The following is a 16,154-nucleotide window of genomic DNA, read 5'->3' as shown; positions in this document are numbered from 1 at the left end:
GCTTAAAACGCGGGGCTTTTTATTGCCCGATGTTTCGCTTTTGCGACTTTCCGCTTAAGCACCAACTGATATAACGGTTATAACGCCCCGCCGGAAATATTTTAAAAACAGGCCTTTACGTCGCGAATATGACACTACACTTCAACTCAAGCGGCGTGATCCGCTTCCGGCGGGCCTGATTCGATCCACAGCTGCCAAGCTCCCCTTCAGGTCTCGCCGCCCAATAACAAGATCCGAGGGTTTTATGGGTATCGCTGCCAGCGAACTGTGCCGCCATGTGATCCGTCCCACGCTGATTTATCTGGGACGTCACTGCGCCACCGCCGAATCCCTGTTGCTGGGCATCGCCGCCAGCCAGTCCGCCCTCGGTTCGGCCCTGCATGACCGCCGTGGCCACGGCCTTTACCGGATTGCCGAACACCGTCACCAGGCGCTCTGGGATCATTACCTGGCACTGGATCCCGAACGCGCCAGCCTGGTTCGTGGCCTCGCAAGCCAGCATGCCTTCCTCAGCGGCCCGCACCTCGAACTGACCGTCAACCTGCGTTACGCCACGGCCATTGCCTGGCTGCTGGTCGAAGAACAAAACCCCGTCCTCCCCGAGTCGGATGATCTGCTGGGCATGGCGCGCATCTGGCGTCAGACCTTCCAGCCTCAAGGTCGTCTGCGCGATTTCACCTGCGCCTGGCAAACCTGTGTTTCACCGCTGAATCAGGTCGCTTGCTGATCCGCCGGTTTCGCAACATCGTCCAACGAGTAGCGAATCTGGTCGGATTGTCCTACAAAACCGCTCTAACTCAAGGCATACGGCCTATAGCGCTAGGACGAAAATGTTGGTAATTTTCGCCCCGGTGATCACCAGGAGTTCTAATAATGAAAAAAGTCATGCTCAAAACCACCCTTAGCCTTGCCGTAACCGTGGCATCCACCCAGATCTTCGCAGCTGGCTTTGCCATCAACGAACACAGCATCAGCGGGATGGGGACTGGGTACGCCGGGCGATCTTCTTCTGCCGACGACGCAAGCACTGTTTATGGCAACCCTGCCGGCATGTCGCGCATCACGCGCGAACAAGTCACTGGCGGTGTTGCATTCCTCGACGCAAAAACCGATATCAATGACGCCAGCTCCAGCCCGAACGGCGGCAGCAACAAAGGCGACATGGTGCCCTTCACCTCCGTACCTATGGGCTACTACGTCAAGCCGATCGACGAGCATTGGGCATTCGGCCTGGGTGTGTACGTACCCTTCGGCCTGATCACCGACTATGAAAACGGCTTTGCCGGCCGCTACTTCGGCAGCAAGTCCGAAGTCAAGGTCATTACCTTCCAGCCGACTGTCAGCTACAAATTCAACGACGTGGTGTCGATCGGTTTCGGTCCGACCATCAACCGCATCGACGGCTCGCTGGAATCCAACCTGTCGATCACTCAGGCTGCGCCGGACGGCAAGGTCAAGATCAAGGGTGACGACACCGCACTGGGCTACAACATCGGCGTTCTGGTACAGGCTACCGACACCACTCGCCTGGGTCTGACCTACCACTCGAAAGTCGACTACAAGCTCGAAGGCAACACCAAGGTCAACTACGGTGTGCTGGGCGCGGTCGGCCTGGGTGCGAACCAGAAATACGACGCTTCGCTGAAGATCACCACGCCTGAATCCGTGGACTTCTCGGTCACGCAGGCGATCAACGACCGCTGGAACGTCTACGCCGGTACCACCTGGACCCGCTGGAGCCAGCTGGAAAAGATCACCGTCAAGAACTCCGGCGTACAGCCTCTGCTGGCTGGCCAGTTCGGCGAGATCACCGAAGAGCAGAACTGGCATGACACCTGGGCTTACGCCATCGGTACGTCCTACCAGCTGAACAAGGAATGGGTACTGCGTACCGGTCTGACGTTCGACCAGGCGCCGACCAACAACGTCGACCGTTCGCCACGCATCCCGACCGGCGACCGGACCATCTTCAGCATCGGTGCCGGCTGGAGCCCGACCGAAGACCTGACCATCGACGTTGCCTACTCGTACCTGAAGGAAGAGAAGGTCAACATCCGCAACGAAAACGATCGTGGCCAGAGCTACAACTCGCAGTACGAAAACTCGGCAAACGGCTTCGGTGTCGGCGCAACCTACCGCTTCTGATGCTGTACGGCGAAGCTGATCTCTTTAGCGTTTGAGGCCTCGTCCACTAAAAAGCCCCGCTCTCTTCACAGAGGCGGGGCTTTTTAGTGGGCGTAGATCAGGGTTTCAGCGGCTTGGAGGCAATGGCTTTTTCAATGGCTGCCAGAAATTCCGGATCATCCGGCTTGGTCAGGCTGGAGAAGTTGGCAATGACCTTGCCCTGACGGTCGATGACGTATTTGTAGAAATTCCACTTCGGCGCGCTGCTCTGTCTGGCCAGCACCTGGAACAGGTGGGTGGCATCGTCGCCCCGCACCTTCTGTGGCTCGGTCATGGTGAACGTCACGCCGTAGTTGGCGTAACAGACCTTGGCGGTCTCGGCGCTATCCTTGGATTCCTGCTTGAAGTCATTGGAAGGCACGCCGAGCATTTCCAGGCCCTGGGCCTTGTAGCGCTGATTGAGCGCTTCGAGCCCCTCGAACTGCGGCGCGAAACCACAGAAGCTGGCCGTGTTGATTACCACCAGCGGTTTGTCGGCGTAACGCTGACACAGGTCGATGGATTCCTTGGCCCGCAACTTGGGCAACGAACCTTGCAACAGATCCGGACAATCCGCGGCCTGGGCCAGTCCGGTCAACGCCATCAGCAAAGCGGGAACAGCACACCAGCGCTTGAGCATGTCGGGCATCCTTGAGCAATCGTCAGACCTCGACGTTACTCGCCCTCCCGCCGGTCTAGCAAGCACCCATGCCCAACTGCATCAGCGCCAGCCCGCCCCGATGCCAGCCCCACCACACCAGCGCCAGCAACGCGGCACCGAGTGCGGTGATGACGATCTGCGGCCAATAACGGTTCATGCAGCGCTCGCACGCGTTTGCAGGCGCTCGACCGGGCGCTCGCGCACCGGCCAGTTCAGCGCCGCCGCCAGCAGGCTCAAGAGAATCGCCACTTGCCAGATCAAGTCATAACTCCCGGTCCGGTCGTACACCACCCCGCCCAGCCAGCCGCCAAGGAACGAACCCAATTGATGGAACAGGAACACGATACCGCCGAGCATGGACAGATTCCGCACACCAAACAAGGTCGCCACCGTACCGTTGGTCAACGGCACCGTCGACAGCCACAGGAAGCCCATGGCCATGCCGAACAGATAGGCCGAGGTCGTCGTCACCGGCAGCCACAGGAACAGCACGATCACCACGGCGCGCAACAGATAAAGTCCGGTCAGCAGACGCGGCTTGGACATGCGCCCGCCGAGCCAACCGGCGGTGTAAGTGCCGAAGATATTGAACAGACCGATCAACGCCAGCACCGTGGTGCCGACACTTGCAGGCAGATGCTGATCGACCAGATACGCCGGCAGGTGGACGCCGATGAACACCACCTGAAACCCGCAGACGAAAAAGCCGAACGCCAGCAGCCAGAAACCGGAATGCGAGCAAGCCTCACGCAGGGCTTCGGACAGGGTTTGTTCATGGCCCAGCACCGGCAGCGGTTTGTCCTTGAGCATGCTCACCAGCGGCACGATCAGCGCCACCAGCAGGCCCAGCACCAGCAATGCCGCCGACCAGCCGAGCCAGCCGATCAGCCCGAGGGTGCCGGGCAGCATGGCGAACTGGCCGAAAGAGCCGGCAGCACTGGCGATGCCCATGCCCATGCTGCGTTTTTCCGGCGGCACAGCACGGCCGACCACGCCGAGGATCACCGAGAACGAGGTGCCGGAGAGCCCGATGCCGATCAGCAGACCGGCACTCAGGGACAGGCCCAGCGCGGTTTCCGACAGGCCCATGAACACCAGGCCCAAGGCGTACAGCACACCACCGATCAATACCACTTTTGCCGCGCCGAAGCGGTCGGCCAGTGCGCCGGTAAACGGCTGCGCCAGACCCCAGATCAGGTTCTGCAAGGCGATGGCGAACGCGAACACTTCACGGCCCCAGCCGAACTGCGCGCTCATCGGCGACAGAAACAGCCCGAAACCGTGCCGCACGCCCAATGACAACGCCAGAATCAGCGCACTCCCCAACAACACCCAACCGCACGTACGCCACATCGAACTCATTGTTATTCTCCAGTCGCGGGTATATACCCGCTTAGATTCGGAAAAACCGGCCCTCAGGCCAGTTCATCCAACAGCCGCAGCAAGGTTTCACGCTTCTCGGCACCCAGTCGGTCGATCAACCGCTGCTGCGCCGCTTCCCAGGCCGGCAAAGCCGCTGCCAGTCGTTGCGCACCGGTTTCGGTGAGCCGGACGATGCGGTTGCGCATGTCTTCGCCCTCGGCCAGCGCCACCAGCCCTTCGCCTTCCAGCACCCGCAGATTGCGCCCGAGGGTGCTGCGATCCAGCCCCATCGCTTCGGCCAGTTCGGAAATGCTCGGTTGATCCAGGCGCTGCAGATTGCACAGCAAAGAATACTGGGCAACGTTGATCCCGAAGCCGTCGAGAGCGCCGTCGTAATGCCTGCTGACGCCACGGGCGGCGCGTCGCAGGTTGGTGCACAAACACTGAGAAGGAAGCATGATGCGTGTATATACCCGCAAGTCTGTTAAATCAAGTTACAGATCAAAACAAAGCCAGCCCGACCAGCACCGACATCTCCAATAATTCCAGCAACGCACCCGCCGTATCGCCTGTGGTTCCGCCCAGTCGCCGCACCATCAGATGCCGTAGCCAGATGAACACGACGACCGCCAGCAACAACGCCACGACCGCGTTAAGCCCGGCGATCACCACACACGCCGCTGCACTCAGCGCCAGCACCTGCCAACCCGTCTTGCGCGGCAGATGATCGGCCAGCGCCTGCCCCAATCCACCGGCCCGCACATAGGCAGTGGTGAGGAACAGCCCGAGCAGCGCCGCTCGGCCAATCAGTGGCACAACGATCAACGCCATACCCTGCTTCTGCTCGATCAAGGCCAGCAACGCGGCGAACTTGAGCAGCAACACCAGCACCAGCGTCACTACGGCGATCGGCCCGCTGCGCGGATCCTTCATGATCGTCAGCGTGCGCTCGCGATCACCGAAACCGCCGAGCCACGCATCGGCGCTGTCCGCCAGGCCATCAAGGTGCAACGCGCCGCTGAGCAGCACCCACACCGTCAGCAACAGCGCTGCGTGCAGCAGCAACGGCGCGCCCGCCAGTGCAAGGTTGAGCGCCCAGAGAATCACACCGAACAACAACCCCACCAGCGGATAAAACAGCAGCGAGCGGCCAAGCTGTTCAGGGGTCGGCATGCCCGGCAGACGAATCGGCAGGCTGCTGAGAAATTGCAGGGCGATCCACAGAGGCAGCATGTCAGCACACCTCCTTGAGCGAACCATCAGCCGAGACGATCAGCGAAAACAGTGCGCCATGAGCGACTTCGACATTGAGCAGTTGTTCACGGGGCAAACCACGGGCCCGCGCCAGCAGCAGACGGATGACGCCGCCATGACTGACCAGCAACACCCGCTCGCCGACGTGTGCCGCGTGCAGTCGCATCACCGCCGCCAGCACCCGCGCAGAGAAATCGCTGACCGGCTCACCCTGCGGCGGGGTAAACCCGTAGGGATCCGCCCAGAACAGACCCAGCGCCTCGGCATCGGTTTCCATCAACGCCGCCGCACTCTGCCCTTCCCAGGCACCGAAATGCAGCTCCTGCAGATTTTTGTCCAGAGATACCGGCAGATCCCGCTGCGCGCTCAACTCCTCAGCGAATCGCGCGCAACGCTGCAATGGCGAACTGACCAGCCGATCCCACGGCCCTTTTCCGATCACCGCTTCGCGCATTTGCGCCCAGCCTTTTTCGGTCAGCGCATCGTCAAGACTGCCGCGCAGGCCGCCGCCGAGCTCGGTTTCACCGTGGCGCAGGAGGTCCAGGCGCAAAGTCATGCCGGGCGATCCGCCACCGCCGCTTCGGCGAAGGTCGCCATCTGGCCGTGCAGGTCGCAGGCCAGGCGCAACAACGGCACCGCCAGCGCCGCACCACTGCCCTCCCCCAGACGCAGAGCCAGTTCGAGCAGCGGTTCAGCGCCAAGGGTTTCCAGCACATGGCGATGGCCCGGCTCCGCACCACGATGACCGAACAGCAACCATTCACGGCAGGCCGGATTCAGGCGTACCGCCACCAACGCGGCGACCGTGCAGATGAAACCGTCCACCAGCACCGCCACACCTTCCTGAGCACACGCCAGATACGCGCCAACCAACGCTGCAATCTCGAAGCCGCCGAGATTGAACAGGGTCTGCAACGCATCACCGCGTTGTGCCGCATGCAGCGCCAGCGCCCGCTCGATCACGTGCGCCTTATGGCTGACGCCTTCGGCATTCAGCCCGGTGCCGGGGCCGGTCAGGTGCGCCACCGGGCAATCCAGCAAAGCACAAGCCAGCGCACTGGCGGCGGTAGTGTTGCCAATGCCCATTTCACCGCCGATGAACAATTGCGCGCCCGCCGCCTTCGCGCGCAGCACGCTGTCGCGGCCGCCCTGCAAGGCGAGTTCGCCCTGGGCCCGAGTCATCGCTGCGCCCTTGGCGAAATTCGCCGTGCCCGGACCGATGTTCAGGTGACGCACACCTGGCAGGTTCAACGACGGGGTCACGGTGCCCAGATCCACCACTTCCAGCTGCGCGCCGAGTTGCCGCGCCAGCACGCTGATCGCCGCGCCGCCGCTGACGAAGTTCAGCAGCATCTGCCCGGTAACTTCCTGCGGAAACGCAGAAACGCCTTCGGCGACAACGCCGTGGTCGCCGGCAAAAATCGCGATCCAGACCTGATCGAGGTTCGGCTTGATCCGGCCCTGCAACCCGGCCAGTTGCACCGCCACCGATTCGAGCTGCCCGAGGGAGCCGGCGGGTTTGGTCAATTGCTGCTGACGCGCCGCCGCGTTTTCAACGGCTTGCGCATCCACCGGTTTGCACGGATTCAGCCACCAGGCTTGGGTCATAACGCAGGTCCTTTCAAAGTCAGGGGCAGGCCGGCGACCGTCAGGACGACTCGCTGACAACGCTCGGCCAGAGCTTGATGCAGCCAACCGGCTTCATCGACGTAGCGGCGAGTCAATTCGCCCAGCGGCACGACACCCATTCCGGTCTCGTTGCTGACAAAAATGATTTCACCCGGCAGCGACGCCAGGCATTCAAGCAGCGCTTCGCGTTCGGCGGCGAGGCGTTCGACATCTTCGAGCATCAGCAGATTGGTCAGCCACAGAGTCAGGCAATCCACCAGCAGGCAACGGTCGGGGCTGGCGGTTTCGCGCAGCACCCGAGCCAGCTCCAGCGGCTCTTCGATCAACGCCCACTCGGCTGGACGCCGCGCGCGATGATGGGCGACGCGTTCATTCATCTCGCCATCCAGCGGCTGGCTGGTGGCGATGTAAGTGACGGCCAGCGCGCTCTCAGTGGCGAGTTTTTCGGCCAGGCGACTTTTGCCGGAGCGGGCGCCGCCGAGGATCAGTTGGAGCATGGATAAATCCTATAAATATCAGTGCTACAGCTACCGTCTTCGCGAGCAAGCTCGCTCCCACAATGGAACGCATTTCAATGTGGGAGCGAGCTCGCGAAGGGGCCGGCATGGGCAAATCACATTCCACAGAGTTGACGCAACAAATCAGTGTCCAGATGTTTTTCCACCAGATCCGCCAGCCGCTCGATATCGCGTTCGCGCAGGCCGTGATAATCCACCTCCTGCACATCGCTCAGTCCGGCCCAGCGCAACAGGGCCGCACTGGCCGCCGGCGATTCGAACAGGCCGTGCAGGTAAGTGCCGAAAATCTGCCCGTCGAGACTTTGCGCGCCGTCGCAGCGACCGTCGTCCAGACGCACAGCCGCCTTTTCCAGCGCCGCTCCCGTCGTCACGCCCGCATGAATTTCATAGCCACTGACCTCGGCATCTTCCAGCGCCAGACGCCCGCGCACATTGCGCAACTGTTTTTCGGCTTCGAGCTGCGTTTCAAACGCCAGCAACCCCAGACCGGCGCTGGAACCCGGCGCGCCTTCCAGGCCCAACGGATCGTGCACCTGCTCGCCGAGCATTTGCAGACCGCCGCAAATCCCCAGCAACTTGCCGCCATAGCGCAGATGCCGGCTGATGGCGGTCTCCCAGCCATTGGCGCGCAGATAGGCCAAATCGCTGCGCACGCTTTTCGAGCCCGGCAGAATGATCAGGTCGGCCGGCGGAATCGCCTGCCCCGGGCCGATGAATTGCAGATCCACCTGAGGATGCAGACGCAGCGGATCGAAATCGGTGTGGTTGCTGATGCGCGGCAGCACCGGCACCACCACTTTCAGGACTTGCTCGACCTTGTCGGTCTGGCGCTGATCAATGCCGTCCTCGGCCTCCAGATGCAGATCCATCACATACGGCAGTACGCCCACCACCGGTTTTCCGGTGCGCTGCTCCAGCCAGTCGAGGCCCGGTTGCAGCAAGGCGATGTCGCCGCGAAAACGGTTGATGATGAAGCCCTTGACTCGCGCCTGCTCGCTCGGCGACAGCAGTTCCAGCGTGCCCACCAGATGGGCAAACACGCCGCCACGATTAATGTCGGCGATCAACAGCACCGGACAGTCCACCGCTTCGGCGAAGCCCATGTTGGCGATGTCGCCGGCGCGCAGATTGATCTCTGCCGGCGAGCCTGCGCCTTCGACCATCACCAGCGCATACGCGGTGCTCAAGCGCTCATGGGAAGCGAGCACGGCCTGCATGGCGATGGCTTTGTAGTCGTGATAGGCGACGGCGTTCATGCTGGTGACCGCACGGCCGTGGATGATGACCTGGGCACCAGTGTCGCTGTTGGGCTTGAGCAGCACCGGGTTCATGTCGGTGTGCGGTTCGAGAAACGCCGCCTGGGCCTGCACCGCTTGCGCGCGGCCGATCTCGCCGCCGTCGGCAGTCACCGCGCTGTTGAGCGCCATGTTCTGCGGTTTGAACGGCACCACGGCAACGCCCTGACGGGTCGCCCAGCGGCACAGTGCCGTCACCAGCGTGCTTTTGCCGGCATCGGAGGTGGTGCCCTGCACCATCAATGTGGTCATGCGGTTTTTTCCTTTGAGCAATGCTTGGCGAATGCTTGCAGGGCTTGCTCAAGGCGCGCCTCGTCCGCGGCATCGGCGGGCAACCCGAATCGCAGGCTGCTGTTGTGCGCGAACAGGCGCAAAAGAATGCCGCGTCGAGCCATGAATTCATTCAGCGCGGCGGCCTGTTCGGTGATCAGCCACTGAAACAGCGCGCAGCCGCCTTGCGGTTTGAAGCCATAACGTTCGAGCAGCGCAGCCAGCCGCTCGCTGGCCTCGTCGCTGCGAATGCGCTGACGCGTATGGCCTTCGGTGTCGCGCAGACAGGCCTGCCCCAGCACACGAGTCGGCCCGCTGACTGCCCAGGGCCCGACCTGTTCGGCCAGCAACCGGAGCAACTTGCGCTCGGCCAGCACGAACCCCAGCCGCACACCGGCCAGACCAAAAAACTTGCCGAACGAGCGCAGCACGATCAACCCCACTTGATGCGCATGGGGGGCGAGACTCAGCTGCGGTGTGTTGTCCATGAACGCTTCGTCGACCACCAGCCAGCCACCGCGCTGGGCCAGCCGCGCATGCCAGTCGAGCAAACGCGCCGGGGTCAGATTCAGGCCTGTCGGATTGTTCGGATTGACGACTACCAGGACGTCGAGACTGTCGAGAAAGAAATCGACTTCCTGCTCCAGCACCTCACGCACGATGTAACCACTGCGCCGCCAGGCTTCGGCATGCTCGGCATAACATGGCGACAGCACGCCGACCTTGCCGGCCCGGCGCAATCGCGGCAACAACTGAATGGCCATCTGTGAACCGGCCACCGGTAGCAAACTGTTGGCCCCATAGTAATCGCAGGCAGCCTGCTCCAGACCGTCATCGTTCTCCGGCAAACGTGCCCAGGCTCGCAGCGGAATCTCCGGGACCGGAAACGGCCACGGCGCCAGGCCTGTGGACAGGTCGAGCCAGTCTTCTTCCGCGATACCGTATTCGAGCGCCGCCCTGCGCAACCGGCCACCGTGCTCAAGCATAGAATTCAGCCCCCACGCAGAGAATCAGCAGCCATAACCATACCCCGCGCCGGACCAATTGCCAGCCGCGATCAATGGAATCGGCATCCGCCGGCGCGCCCTCGCCCAGTTGCGGACGCTCGTGCAGCTCGCCGTGGTAGATCGCCGGGCCACCCAGCTCGACGCCCAAGGCACCTGCGCCGGCAGCCATCACCGGGCCGGCGTTCGGGCTGTCCCATTTCGGCGCCTGAGTGCGCCAGCATTTCAACGCGAGTCGGGTATTGCCCAGCAGCGCGTAGGTCAACGCCACCAGCCGCGCAGGAATGTAGTTGAGGATGTCGTCGATTTTTGCCGCCGCCCAGCCGAATCGCTCGAAGCGCTCGTTGCGATAGCCCCACATCGCATCAAGTGTATTGCTCAGACGATAAAGCACCACGCCCGGCGCACCGGCCACGACAAACCAGAACAGCGCGGCGAACACCGCATCGCTACCGTTTTCCAGTACCGATTCGGTGGCGGCCCGGGCGACGGCGGTGCTGTCCAGCTCATCGGTCTGTCGACTGACCAGATAACCCACACGCTTGCGCGCCTCCTCCAGATCATCGCTGCGCAGGGCCTTGGCGACCGGCTCGACGTGCTCACCCAGGCTGCGCATGCCGAGGGCGCAATACAGCGCAAGAATCTCGACGATCCAGCCCACATACGGCGCCCAGGACAACGCGGTGGCCAGCAGGGTCAGCGGCAACACCGCGATCACCCACGCGGTGACGCCATGGCTGCGCCAACCACGACCGGCGCTGTTGAAACGTTGCTCGATACGCCCGGCGAAATTGCCGAACGCCACCAGCGGATGCCAGCGCTTCGGCTCACCCAGCAGCGCATCCAGCGCAACTGCGGCGACACTCAACAACGCCACACTCATTGACTCACTCCCCAGAAATTTTCATACAGCAACTCATTGAGCGGACGCTCCTGCGCCCAACCTTCGAGTACCAGCATCGGCGCCGGATAGAATTCCTTGACCGGCCCCAGGCAAAGCACCGCCAGCGGCTTGGCCCCGGCCGGCAGTTTCAGCAGATCGGCCAGTGCCTGCGGCTCGAACAGCGACACCCAGCCCATGCCCAGGCCTTCGGCACGTGCGGCCAGCCACAGGTTCTGGATCGCGCAGGACAGCGACGCCATGTCCATTTCCGGCAGCGTACGGCGGCCAAAAATGTGTCGCTCGCGATCGTCCATCAACGCAGCCACCAGCACTTCGGCGCAGTCGCTGATGCCTTCGACCTTGAGCTTCATGAACTCGTCGCTGCGCTCGCCGAGGGCTTCGGCGGTGCGCACGCGTTCTTCTTCAACAAGGTTCTGGATCTGGCCACGCAAGGCGCGGTCGCTGATGCGGATGAAGCGCCACGGCTGCATCAGGCCGACGCTCGGTGCCTGATGTGCCGCCTCAAGCAATCGGCGCAACAGTTCCGGCTCGACCGTGCCACCGCTGAAGTGGCGCATGTCGCGGCGTTCGGCGATGGCGCGGTAGACCGCTTGGCGCTCGGCGTCAGTGAAGGCGTTGTCGGTCATGGCCCCATCGCTGGCAAGCCAGCTCCCACAACGGATTGCGTTTCTTCAGACATCACACCGCCCACTGTGGGAGCTGGCTTGCCAGCGATGGGGGCCTTATGGTCCGGCGCAAATAATATTGCGATAGCTGCAGGATTGGACGGGAAATAGAAATGCACGTACGAGGCGGTCATCCGCCCTTGCCTGTAAACCGCTTCCGCGCCGCGCCCGCCATTGGGGCTGTGGCCACGGGCGATTGGCGTCAGTTCGGTGGTGGTCAGGGAATGGTGATAGGTGTGGCCGCGCAACTGGCCTTCCGGCAAGTCGACTTCTTGCAGCGCCAGCGCGGCGAGGCGCTTTTGCATCACGGCGTCGCCACTCAGCAGGCCGACCAGATCAGCGCGGGTGCCTTCGACATCAGTCAGCGAGTCGAGCAGGTACAGCATGCCGCCACATTCGGCGAGCAGCGGTTTGCCGGCCGCATGGTGCGCGCGGATCGCTTTGAGCATGTCGGCGTTCTGCGACAAGGCAACGTGGTGCAATTCCGGATAGCCGCCGGGCAGGTACAAGCTGTCGGCGTCGGGCAATTGCCTATCGCGGATCGGCGAGAAGAAACTCAATTCGGCGCCCATCGCCCGAAGCAAGTCGAGACTGGCGCCGTAGGTAAAGGCGAAAGCTTCGTCGCGGGCGACAGCGATTCGCACGCCTTCGAGCAGCCTTTCAGTCTTGCCGATTTCAGGCGCGGCGAATTCCACGGCCGGTGGCAGCGCTACCTCGCAAGTGCCGGCCAGCGCTTCGGCGGCAGCGTCGAGGCGCACGTCCAGGTCATTGAGTTCGCTGGCCTGCACCAGACCGAGATGGCGGCTCGGCAGTTCGATCCCGGTTTCCCGGGACAACGCGCCGTACCAGCGCAGGCCTTCGGTGAGGCTGCCTTCGAGCAACTGCGCATGACGCACGGTGCCGACACGGTTGGCCAGCACGCCGGCGAACGGCAAGTCCGGCTGATAGCGCGCCAGCCCCAGGGCCAATGCGCCGAAGGTCTGGGCCATCGCGGTGCCGTCGATCACGCCGAGTACCGGCACGCCGAAATGCCGGGCCAGATCGGCGCTCGACGGCGTGCCGTCGAACAAGCCCATCACGCCCTCAATCAGAATCAGATCGGCTTCGGCGGCGGCTTCCCACAACAGGCGTCGACTTTCCTGCTCGCCGACCATCCACATGTCCAGTTGATAGACCGGCGCACCGCTGGCGCGCTCGAGGATCATCGGGTCGAGAAAGTCCGGGCCGCATTTGAACACGCGAACCTTGCGCCCCTGATTGCGATGCAAACGGGCCAGCGCGGCGGTGACGGTGGTCTTGCCCTGACCGGAAGCCGGCGCGGCGATCAGGACCGCCGGGCAGTGACGTGGTTGATTCAAAGTTCGACGCCTTTCTGCGCTTTGATGCCGGCCTGGAAGGCGTGCTTGATCATGCCCATTTCGGTGACGGTGTCGCCCATCTCGAGCATTTCCGGTTTGGCGGCGCGACCGGTGACGATCACATGCTGCATCGGCGGACGGGCCTGCAGATCGCTGAGCACCTGATCCAGATCGAGGTAACCGTGCTTGAGGGCGATGTTCAGTTCATCGAGCACCACCAGACCGATCGACGGATCACGCAGCAGCTCGCGGGAGACTGCCCAGGCCGCTTCGGCGGCGGCGATGTCACGCTGACGGTCCTGTGTTTCCCAGGTGAAGCCCTCGCCCATTACATGGAAGCGCACTTGCTCGGGGAAACGACGAAAGAAAAGCTCTTCGCCAGTACTGTTGCGGCCCTTGATGAACTGCACCACACCACACTGCATGCCGTGGCCCATGGCGCGGGCGAGCATGCCGAACGCCGAGCTGCTTTTGCCTTTGCCATTGCCGGTCAGCACCAGCACCAGGCCGCATTCGTCCGGCGAATTGGCGATGCGCTCGTCGATCACGGCTTTTTTGCGCTGCATGCGCGCCAGGTGGCGCTCGTCGCGTTCGGGGGAATCAGTCATGGGGGAGCTCTCCGTTGAGGCTGGATAACGGCGGGCAGGCACAAGAATAGACGGCAACAAGCCTGGCATCGCCCACCGTGATGCCGCTGGATGGATCAGGCCGGTCTCCGGGCTCATGAGCGGCTTGCGCCTGGCTGCGCGCCTTCCCGCTTTTACGCAGTGGCATCAGACGCAGCTTTTACTCATTTACCGTTGCGGGGGCAGCGCCGGGATCGTGAGGGTTCATCACTTGGAGACCCGCCTCACCGGCTTCCCTGTTTCACTCTGTCGACATGCGCCACAGAGCACCTGAAACAAGCCGCGAAGGTTAGAGGGTTGGGGGTGGAGCGTCAATTGAAGAGGGTCTCGCACGGCGAATAACTGCCGCTGATCAATTAACTGACGCCAATCTTGTGCCACACTGTCAGCAGTGATATCAAAGAGCCATGCTTTTTGACTGCAGAGAGCACATCACAATAACAAGGGAGAGCACCATGCAAGGCATGATCATCAGCAATCCGCGGCTGGAATTCCTGCGCCCGGTGCTGGAACGCTGGTTTGACTGTATCGACCGCTACAACGCCGTGCGCGGCGACAATGACACTCCTTATTGGCACGACGAAAAAGCCAACCTCGGCCTGCTGTCCGCCGCTGCCTGGATGGCCGAATTGGTGACCTTGAGCGACACCGCCACCCGCAAACAAAACGAAGAAGGCGAGCGCAATGCCCGCGCCGACCTGTTCATTGCTGGCGCCGAAGATCGCGCCTTCATCCAGGCCACCCAACGCTGGCCGCGCGTCACCAACCTGAATCTGACGCAGGCTTTGGTGGATATCACCAGCGACGCCAGGCGCATCAGCTACGCCAGCGACCTGAAACTCGGCTGCCTGTTCGTCGCCCCGCAAAAAGCCCAGCACAGCGCCAGCCCGGAAGAGTTGCAGGACATGGTCGACGACCTGCAAAAGGAACACACCTGCGCCGTCGCCTGGTACTTTCCCTACGCCTACCGCAAATTGCGCAGCGAAGCCGGCAACTATCACCCCGGCATTGCCGTGCTTTTCAAGGAAGCCCGCGGCTGAGGGTTGAACCATCGGGCTTGTGCGCTTCTCTATGACTAAGAATGCATTCATAGGGAAGATCAGCAATGCGCAAGCCCCAGCTCGTTTTCGTCATCGTGCTCGCCGGAGGGCTCGCCGCCTGTGGGGAATCCTCCAGCCTGCAAGTCTCCGACGGCACTGGCCCGTCACCGAAACTGCCCGAACCGAACAAGACCCTGATTCCGACGGTGAACATCGCCCCGGCCATCGGCTGGCCAGCCGGCGCGAAACCGACGGCAGCGGCAGGTACTCAGGTGGCAGCCTTCGCCGAAAATCTCGATCATCCGCGTTGGCTGTATGTACTGCCCAATGGCGACGTGCTGGTGGCGGAAACCAACGCTCCGCCGAAACCGGACGACAGCAAGGGCATTCGCGGCTGGGTGATGAAAAAAGTCATGGGCCGCGCGGGTGCCGGTGTCCCCAGCCCGAACCGCATCACCCTGCTGCGCGATGCCGATCATGATGGCGTGGCCGAGACCCGCACGGTGTTCCTGCAAAACCTCAACTCGCCGTTCGGCATGACTCTGGTCGGCAACGATCTGTACGTGGCCGACACCGATCGCCTGTTGCGCTTCAACTACGAGCCCGGCGCGACCGAAATCAAGAGCCAGCCGATCAAGGTCGTGGACTTGCCGGGCGGCACGCTCAACCACCACTGGACCAAGAACGTCATCGCCAGCAAGGATGGCAGCAAGCTGTACGTCACCGTCGGCTCGAACAGCAACGTCGGTGAAAACGGCCTCGATCAGGAAGAAGGTCGTGCGGCGATCTGGGAAGTGGACCGCGCCACTGGCAATCACCGGATCTTTGCCTCGGGCATCCGTAATCCCAACGGCCTGGCCTGGGAGCCACAAACCGGCGCGCTGTGGACAGCCGTCAACGAGCGCGACGAAATCGGCAGCGATCTGGTGCCGGACTACATCACTTCGGTCAAGGACGGTGGTTTCTATGGGTGGCCGTTCAGCTACTACGGCCAGCACATCGACGTGCGCGTGGAACCACAGCGGCCGGACATGGTGGCCAAGGCCATCGCCCCCGACTACGCCGTCGGCCCGCACACCGCATCACTGGGCCTGACCTTCGCCGAAGGCAATCGCCTGCCGGCGCAGTTCAAGGAAGGCGCATTCATCGGTCAGCACGGCTCGTGGAATCGCAAACCGCACAGTGGCTACAAGGTGATCTTCGTGCCGTTCGCCGCTGGCAAGCCGAGCGGCACGCCAGTGGATGTGCTGACCGGTTTCCTGGACAAGGACGAGAACGCTTTGGGTCGCCCGGTCGGCGTGGTGATCGACCAGCAAGGTGGATTGCTGGTCGCCGATGACGTGGGGAACAAGGTGTGGCGGGTGTCAGCGACCCGCTAACGTATTGCAGGCATTAAAAAACCCGT

General features: G+C 62.5%; 18 protein-coding genes and 1 riboswitch. Of the genes, 4 read left to right on the top strand and 14 right to left on the bottom strand.

The window, feature by feature from the left end; translation table 11 throughout:
* The first annotated feature begins 244 nt into the window (after positions 1–244).
* Positions 245–727 (top strand): hypothetical protein, encoded by a 483-nt coding sequence (locus AC1MDC_RS20405; RefSeq protein WP_085699307.1) that lies wholly within the window; start codon positions 245–247, stop codon positions 725–727.
* Positions 728–873: 146 nt separating this feature from the next.
* Positions 874–2,145 (top strand): OmpP1/FadL family transporter, encoded by a 1,272-nt coding sequence (locus AC1MDC_RS20400; protein ID WP_085703382.1) that lies wholly within the window; start codon positions 874–876, stop codon positions 2,143–2,145.
* A 97-nt stretch (positions 2,146–2,242) separates the two neighbouring features.
* Here the strand turns inward: AC1MDC_RS20400 and AC1MDC_RS20395 are convergent, their stop codons facing one another.
* From AC1MDC_RS20395 to cobO, 14 genes are all read right to left on the bottom strand, one after another.
* Positions 2,243–2,803, bottom strand: coding sequence for a glutathione peroxidase (locus AC1MDC_RS20395; protein ID WP_085699310.1), 561 nt, complete (start codon positions 2,801–2,803; stop codon positions 2,243–2,245).
* Positions 2,804–2,858: 55 nt separating this feature from the next.
* Positions 2,859–2,981, bottom strand: coding sequence for a hypothetical protein (locus AC1MDC_RS20390; RefSeq protein ID WP_256574712.1), 123 nt, complete (start codon positions 2,979–2,981; stop codon positions 2,859–2,861).
* Positions 2,978–4,186 (bottom strand): MFS transporter, encoded by a 1,209-nt coding sequence (locus tag AC1MDC_RS20385; protein ID WP_085699312.1) that lies wholly within the window; start codon positions 4,184–4,186, stop codon positions 2,978–2,980. Before AC1MDC_RS20385 ends, AC1MDC_RS20390 begins: the two co-directional genes overlap by 4 nt.
* 53 nt (positions 4,187–4,239) lie before the next feature.
* The gene (locus AC1MDC_RS20380; protein ID WP_007950413.1) at positions 4,240–4,644 is read right to left on the bottom strand and encodes a MarR family winged helix-turn-helix transcriptional regulator; all 405 of its coding nucleotides are present in this window, start codon (positions 4,642–4,644) and stop codon (positions 4,240–4,242) included.
* A 43-nt stretch (positions 4,645–4,687) separates the two neighbouring features.
* Positions 4,688–5,419, bottom strand: coding sequence for an adenosylcobinamide-GDP ribazoletransferase (locus tag AC1MDC_RS20375; RefSeq protein WP_227234895.1), 732 nt, complete (start codon positions 5,417–5,419; stop codon positions 4,688–4,690).
* A gap of 1 nt (position 5,420) precedes the next feature.
* On the bottom strand, positions 5,421–5,996 hold the full coding sequence (gene cobC, locus AC1MDC_RS20370) for an alpha-ribazole phosphatase family protein (protein ID WP_480393557.1): 576 nt from the start codon (positions 5,994–5,996) through the stop codon (positions 5,421–5,423).
* Complete coding sequence (gene cobT / locus AC1MDC_RS20365; RefSeq protein WP_480393556.1) at positions 5,993–7,048, bottom strand: nicotinate-nucleotide--dimethylbenzimidazole phosphoribosyltransferase; 1,056 nt, start codon at positions 7,046–7,048, stop codon at positions 5,993–5,995. The genes cobC and cobT overlap by 4 nt, the downstream gene beginning before the upstream one ends.
* Positions 7,045–7,566, bottom strand: a complete 522-nt coding sequence (gene cobU, locus AC1MDC_RS20360; protein WP_085699320.1) for a bifunctional adenosylcobinamide kinase/adenosylcobinamide-phosphate guanylyltransferase — start codon at positions 7,564–7,566, stop codon at positions 7,045–7,047. Before cobU ends, cobT begins: the two co-directional genes overlap by 4 nt.
* Before the next feature lie 116 nt (positions 7,567–7,682).
* A complete protein-coding gene (locus tag AC1MDC_RS20355) occupies positions 7,683–9,134 on the bottom strand; it encodes a cobyric acid synthase (protein WP_480393555.1) in 1,452 nt (483 codons plus the stop codon).
* Positions 9,131–10,138, bottom strand: coding sequence for a threonine-phosphate decarboxylase CobD (cobD, locus tag AC1MDC_RS20350; protein WP_480393554.1), 1,008 nt, complete (start codon positions 10,136–10,138; stop codon positions 9,131–9,133). The genes AC1MDC_RS20355 and cobD overlap by 4 nt, the downstream gene beginning before the upstream one ends.
* Complete coding sequence (gene cbiB / locus AC1MDC_RS20345; protein WP_085703376.1) at positions 10,131–11,039, bottom strand: adenosylcobinamide-phosphate synthase CbiB; 909 nt, start codon at positions 11,037–11,039, stop codon at positions 10,131–10,133. The genes cobD and cbiB overlap by 8 nt, the downstream gene beginning before the upstream one ends.
* A complete protein-coding gene (bluB, locus tag AC1MDC_RS20340) occupies positions 11,036–11,686 on the bottom strand; it encodes a 5,6-dimethylbenzimidazole synthase (protein ID WP_085699328.1) in 651 nt (216 codons plus the stop codon). The genes cbiB and bluB overlap by 4 nt, the downstream gene beginning before the upstream one ends.
* A complete protein-coding gene (locus tag AC1MDC_RS20335) occupies positions 11,683–13,083 on the bottom strand; it encodes a cobyrinic acid a,c-diamide synthase CobB (RefSeq protein ID WP_085699330.1) in 1,401 nt (466 codons plus the stop codon). The genes bluB and AC1MDC_RS20335 overlap by 4 nt, the downstream gene beginning before the upstream one ends.
* Positions 13,080–13,691, bottom strand: a complete 612-nt coding sequence (gene cobO / locus AC1MDC_RS20330; protein ID WP_085699332.1) for a cob(I)yrinic acid a,c-diamide adenosyltransferase — start codon at positions 13,689–13,691, stop codon at positions 13,080–13,082. The genes AC1MDC_RS20335 and cobO overlap by 4 nt, the downstream gene beginning before the upstream one ends.
* Before the next feature lie 81 nt (positions 13,692–13,772).
* Positions 13,773–13,998: riboswitch (cobalamin riboswitch) on the bottom strand.
* Between the two features lie 166 nt (positions 13,999–14,164).
* Between cobO and AC1MDC_RS20325 the strand changes: the two genes are divergently transcribed.
* Positions 14,165–14,749, top strand: coding sequence for a hypothetical protein (locus AC1MDC_RS20325; protein ID WP_085699334.1), 585 nt, complete (start codon positions 14,165–14,167; stop codon positions 14,747–14,749).
* 65 nt (positions 14,750–14,814) lie between these two features.
* The gene (locus AC1MDC_RS20320) at positions 14,815–16,128 is read left to right on the top strand and encodes a PQQ-dependent sugar dehydrogenase (protein WP_085699336.1); all 1,314 of its coding nucleotides are present in this window, start codon (positions 14,815–14,817) and stop codon (positions 16,126–16,128) included.
* Positions 16,129–16,154 lie beyond the last annotated feature (26 nt).

This window comes from Pseudomonas sp. 1, from assembly GCF_056626735.1.
The sequence above is the reverse complement of the archived record's forward strand: the minus strand, read 5'-3'. Positions and strand labels throughout refer to the sequence as shown.

Bases quoted from the DNA above. Each gene is read 5' to 3' on its own strand.
- cobO (WP_085699332.1), bottom strand. From the start codon at position 13,691: ATGACTGATTCCCCCGAACGCGACGAGCGCCACCTGGCGCGCATGCAG.
- AC1MDC_RS20405 (WP_085699307.1), top strand. From the start codon at position 245: ATGGGTATCGCTGCCAGCGAACTGTGCCGCCATGTGATCCGTCCCACG.
- AC1MDC_RS20355 (WP_480393555.1), bottom strand. From the start codon at position 9,134: ATGACCACATTGATGGTGCAGGGCACCACCTCCGATGCCGGCAAAAGC.
- AC1MDC_RS20400 (WP_085703382.1), top strand. From the start codon at position 874: ATGAAAAAAGTCATGCTCAAAACCACCCTTAGCCTTGCCGTAACCGTG.
- AC1MDC_RS20325 (WP_085699334.1), top strand. From the start codon at position 14,165: ATGCAAGGCATGATCATCAGCAATCCGCGGCTGGAATTCCTGCGCCCG.
- AC1MDC_RS20375 (WP_227234895.1), bottom strand. From the start codon at position 5,419: ATGCTGCCTCTGTGGATCGCCCTGCAATTTCTCAGCAGCCTGCCGATT.
- AC1MDC_RS20390 (WP_256574712.1), bottom strand. From the start codon at position 2,981: ATGAACCGTTATTGGCCGCAGATCGTCATCACCGCACTCGGTGCCGCG.
- cbiB (WP_085703376.1), bottom strand. From the start codon at position 11,039: ATGAGTGTGGCGTTGTTGAGTGTCGCCGCAGTTGCGCTGGATGCGCTG.
- cobC (WP_480393557.1), bottom strand. From the start codon at position 5,996: ATGACTTTGCGCCTGGACCTCCTGCGCCACGGTGAAACCGAGCTCGGC.
- AC1MDC_RS20395 (WP_085699310.1), bottom strand. From the start codon at position 2,803: ATGCTCAAGCGCTGGTGTGCTGTTCCCGCTTTGCTGATGGCGTTGACC.
- AC1MDC_RS20385 (WP_085699312.1), bottom strand. From the start codon at position 4,186: ATGAGTTCGATGTGGCGTACGTGCGGTTGGGTGTTGTTGGGGAGTGCG.
- cobD (WP_480393554.1), bottom strand. From the start codon at position 10,138: ATGCTTGAGCACGGTGGCCGGTTGCGCAGGGCGGCGCTCGAATACGGT.
- cobT (WP_480393556.1), bottom strand. From the start codon at position 7,048: ATGACCCAAGCCTGGTGGCTGAATCCGTGCAAACCGGTGGATGCGCAA.
- cobU (WP_085699320.1), bottom strand. From the start codon at position 7,566: ATGCTCCAACTGATCCTCGGCGGCGCCCGCTCCGGCAAAAGTCGCCTG.
- AC1MDC_RS20320 (WP_085699336.1), top strand. From the start codon at position 14,815: ATGCGCAAGCCCCAGCTCGTTTTCGTCATCGTGCTCGCCGGAGGGCTC.
- AC1MDC_RS20380 (WP_007950413.1), bottom strand. From the start codon at position 4,644: ATGCTTCCTTCTCAGTGTTTGTGCACCAACCTGCGACGCGCCGCCCGT.
- bluB (WP_085699328.1), bottom strand. From the start codon at position 11,686: ATGACCGACAACGCCTTCACTGACGCCGAGCGCCAAGCGGTCTACCGC.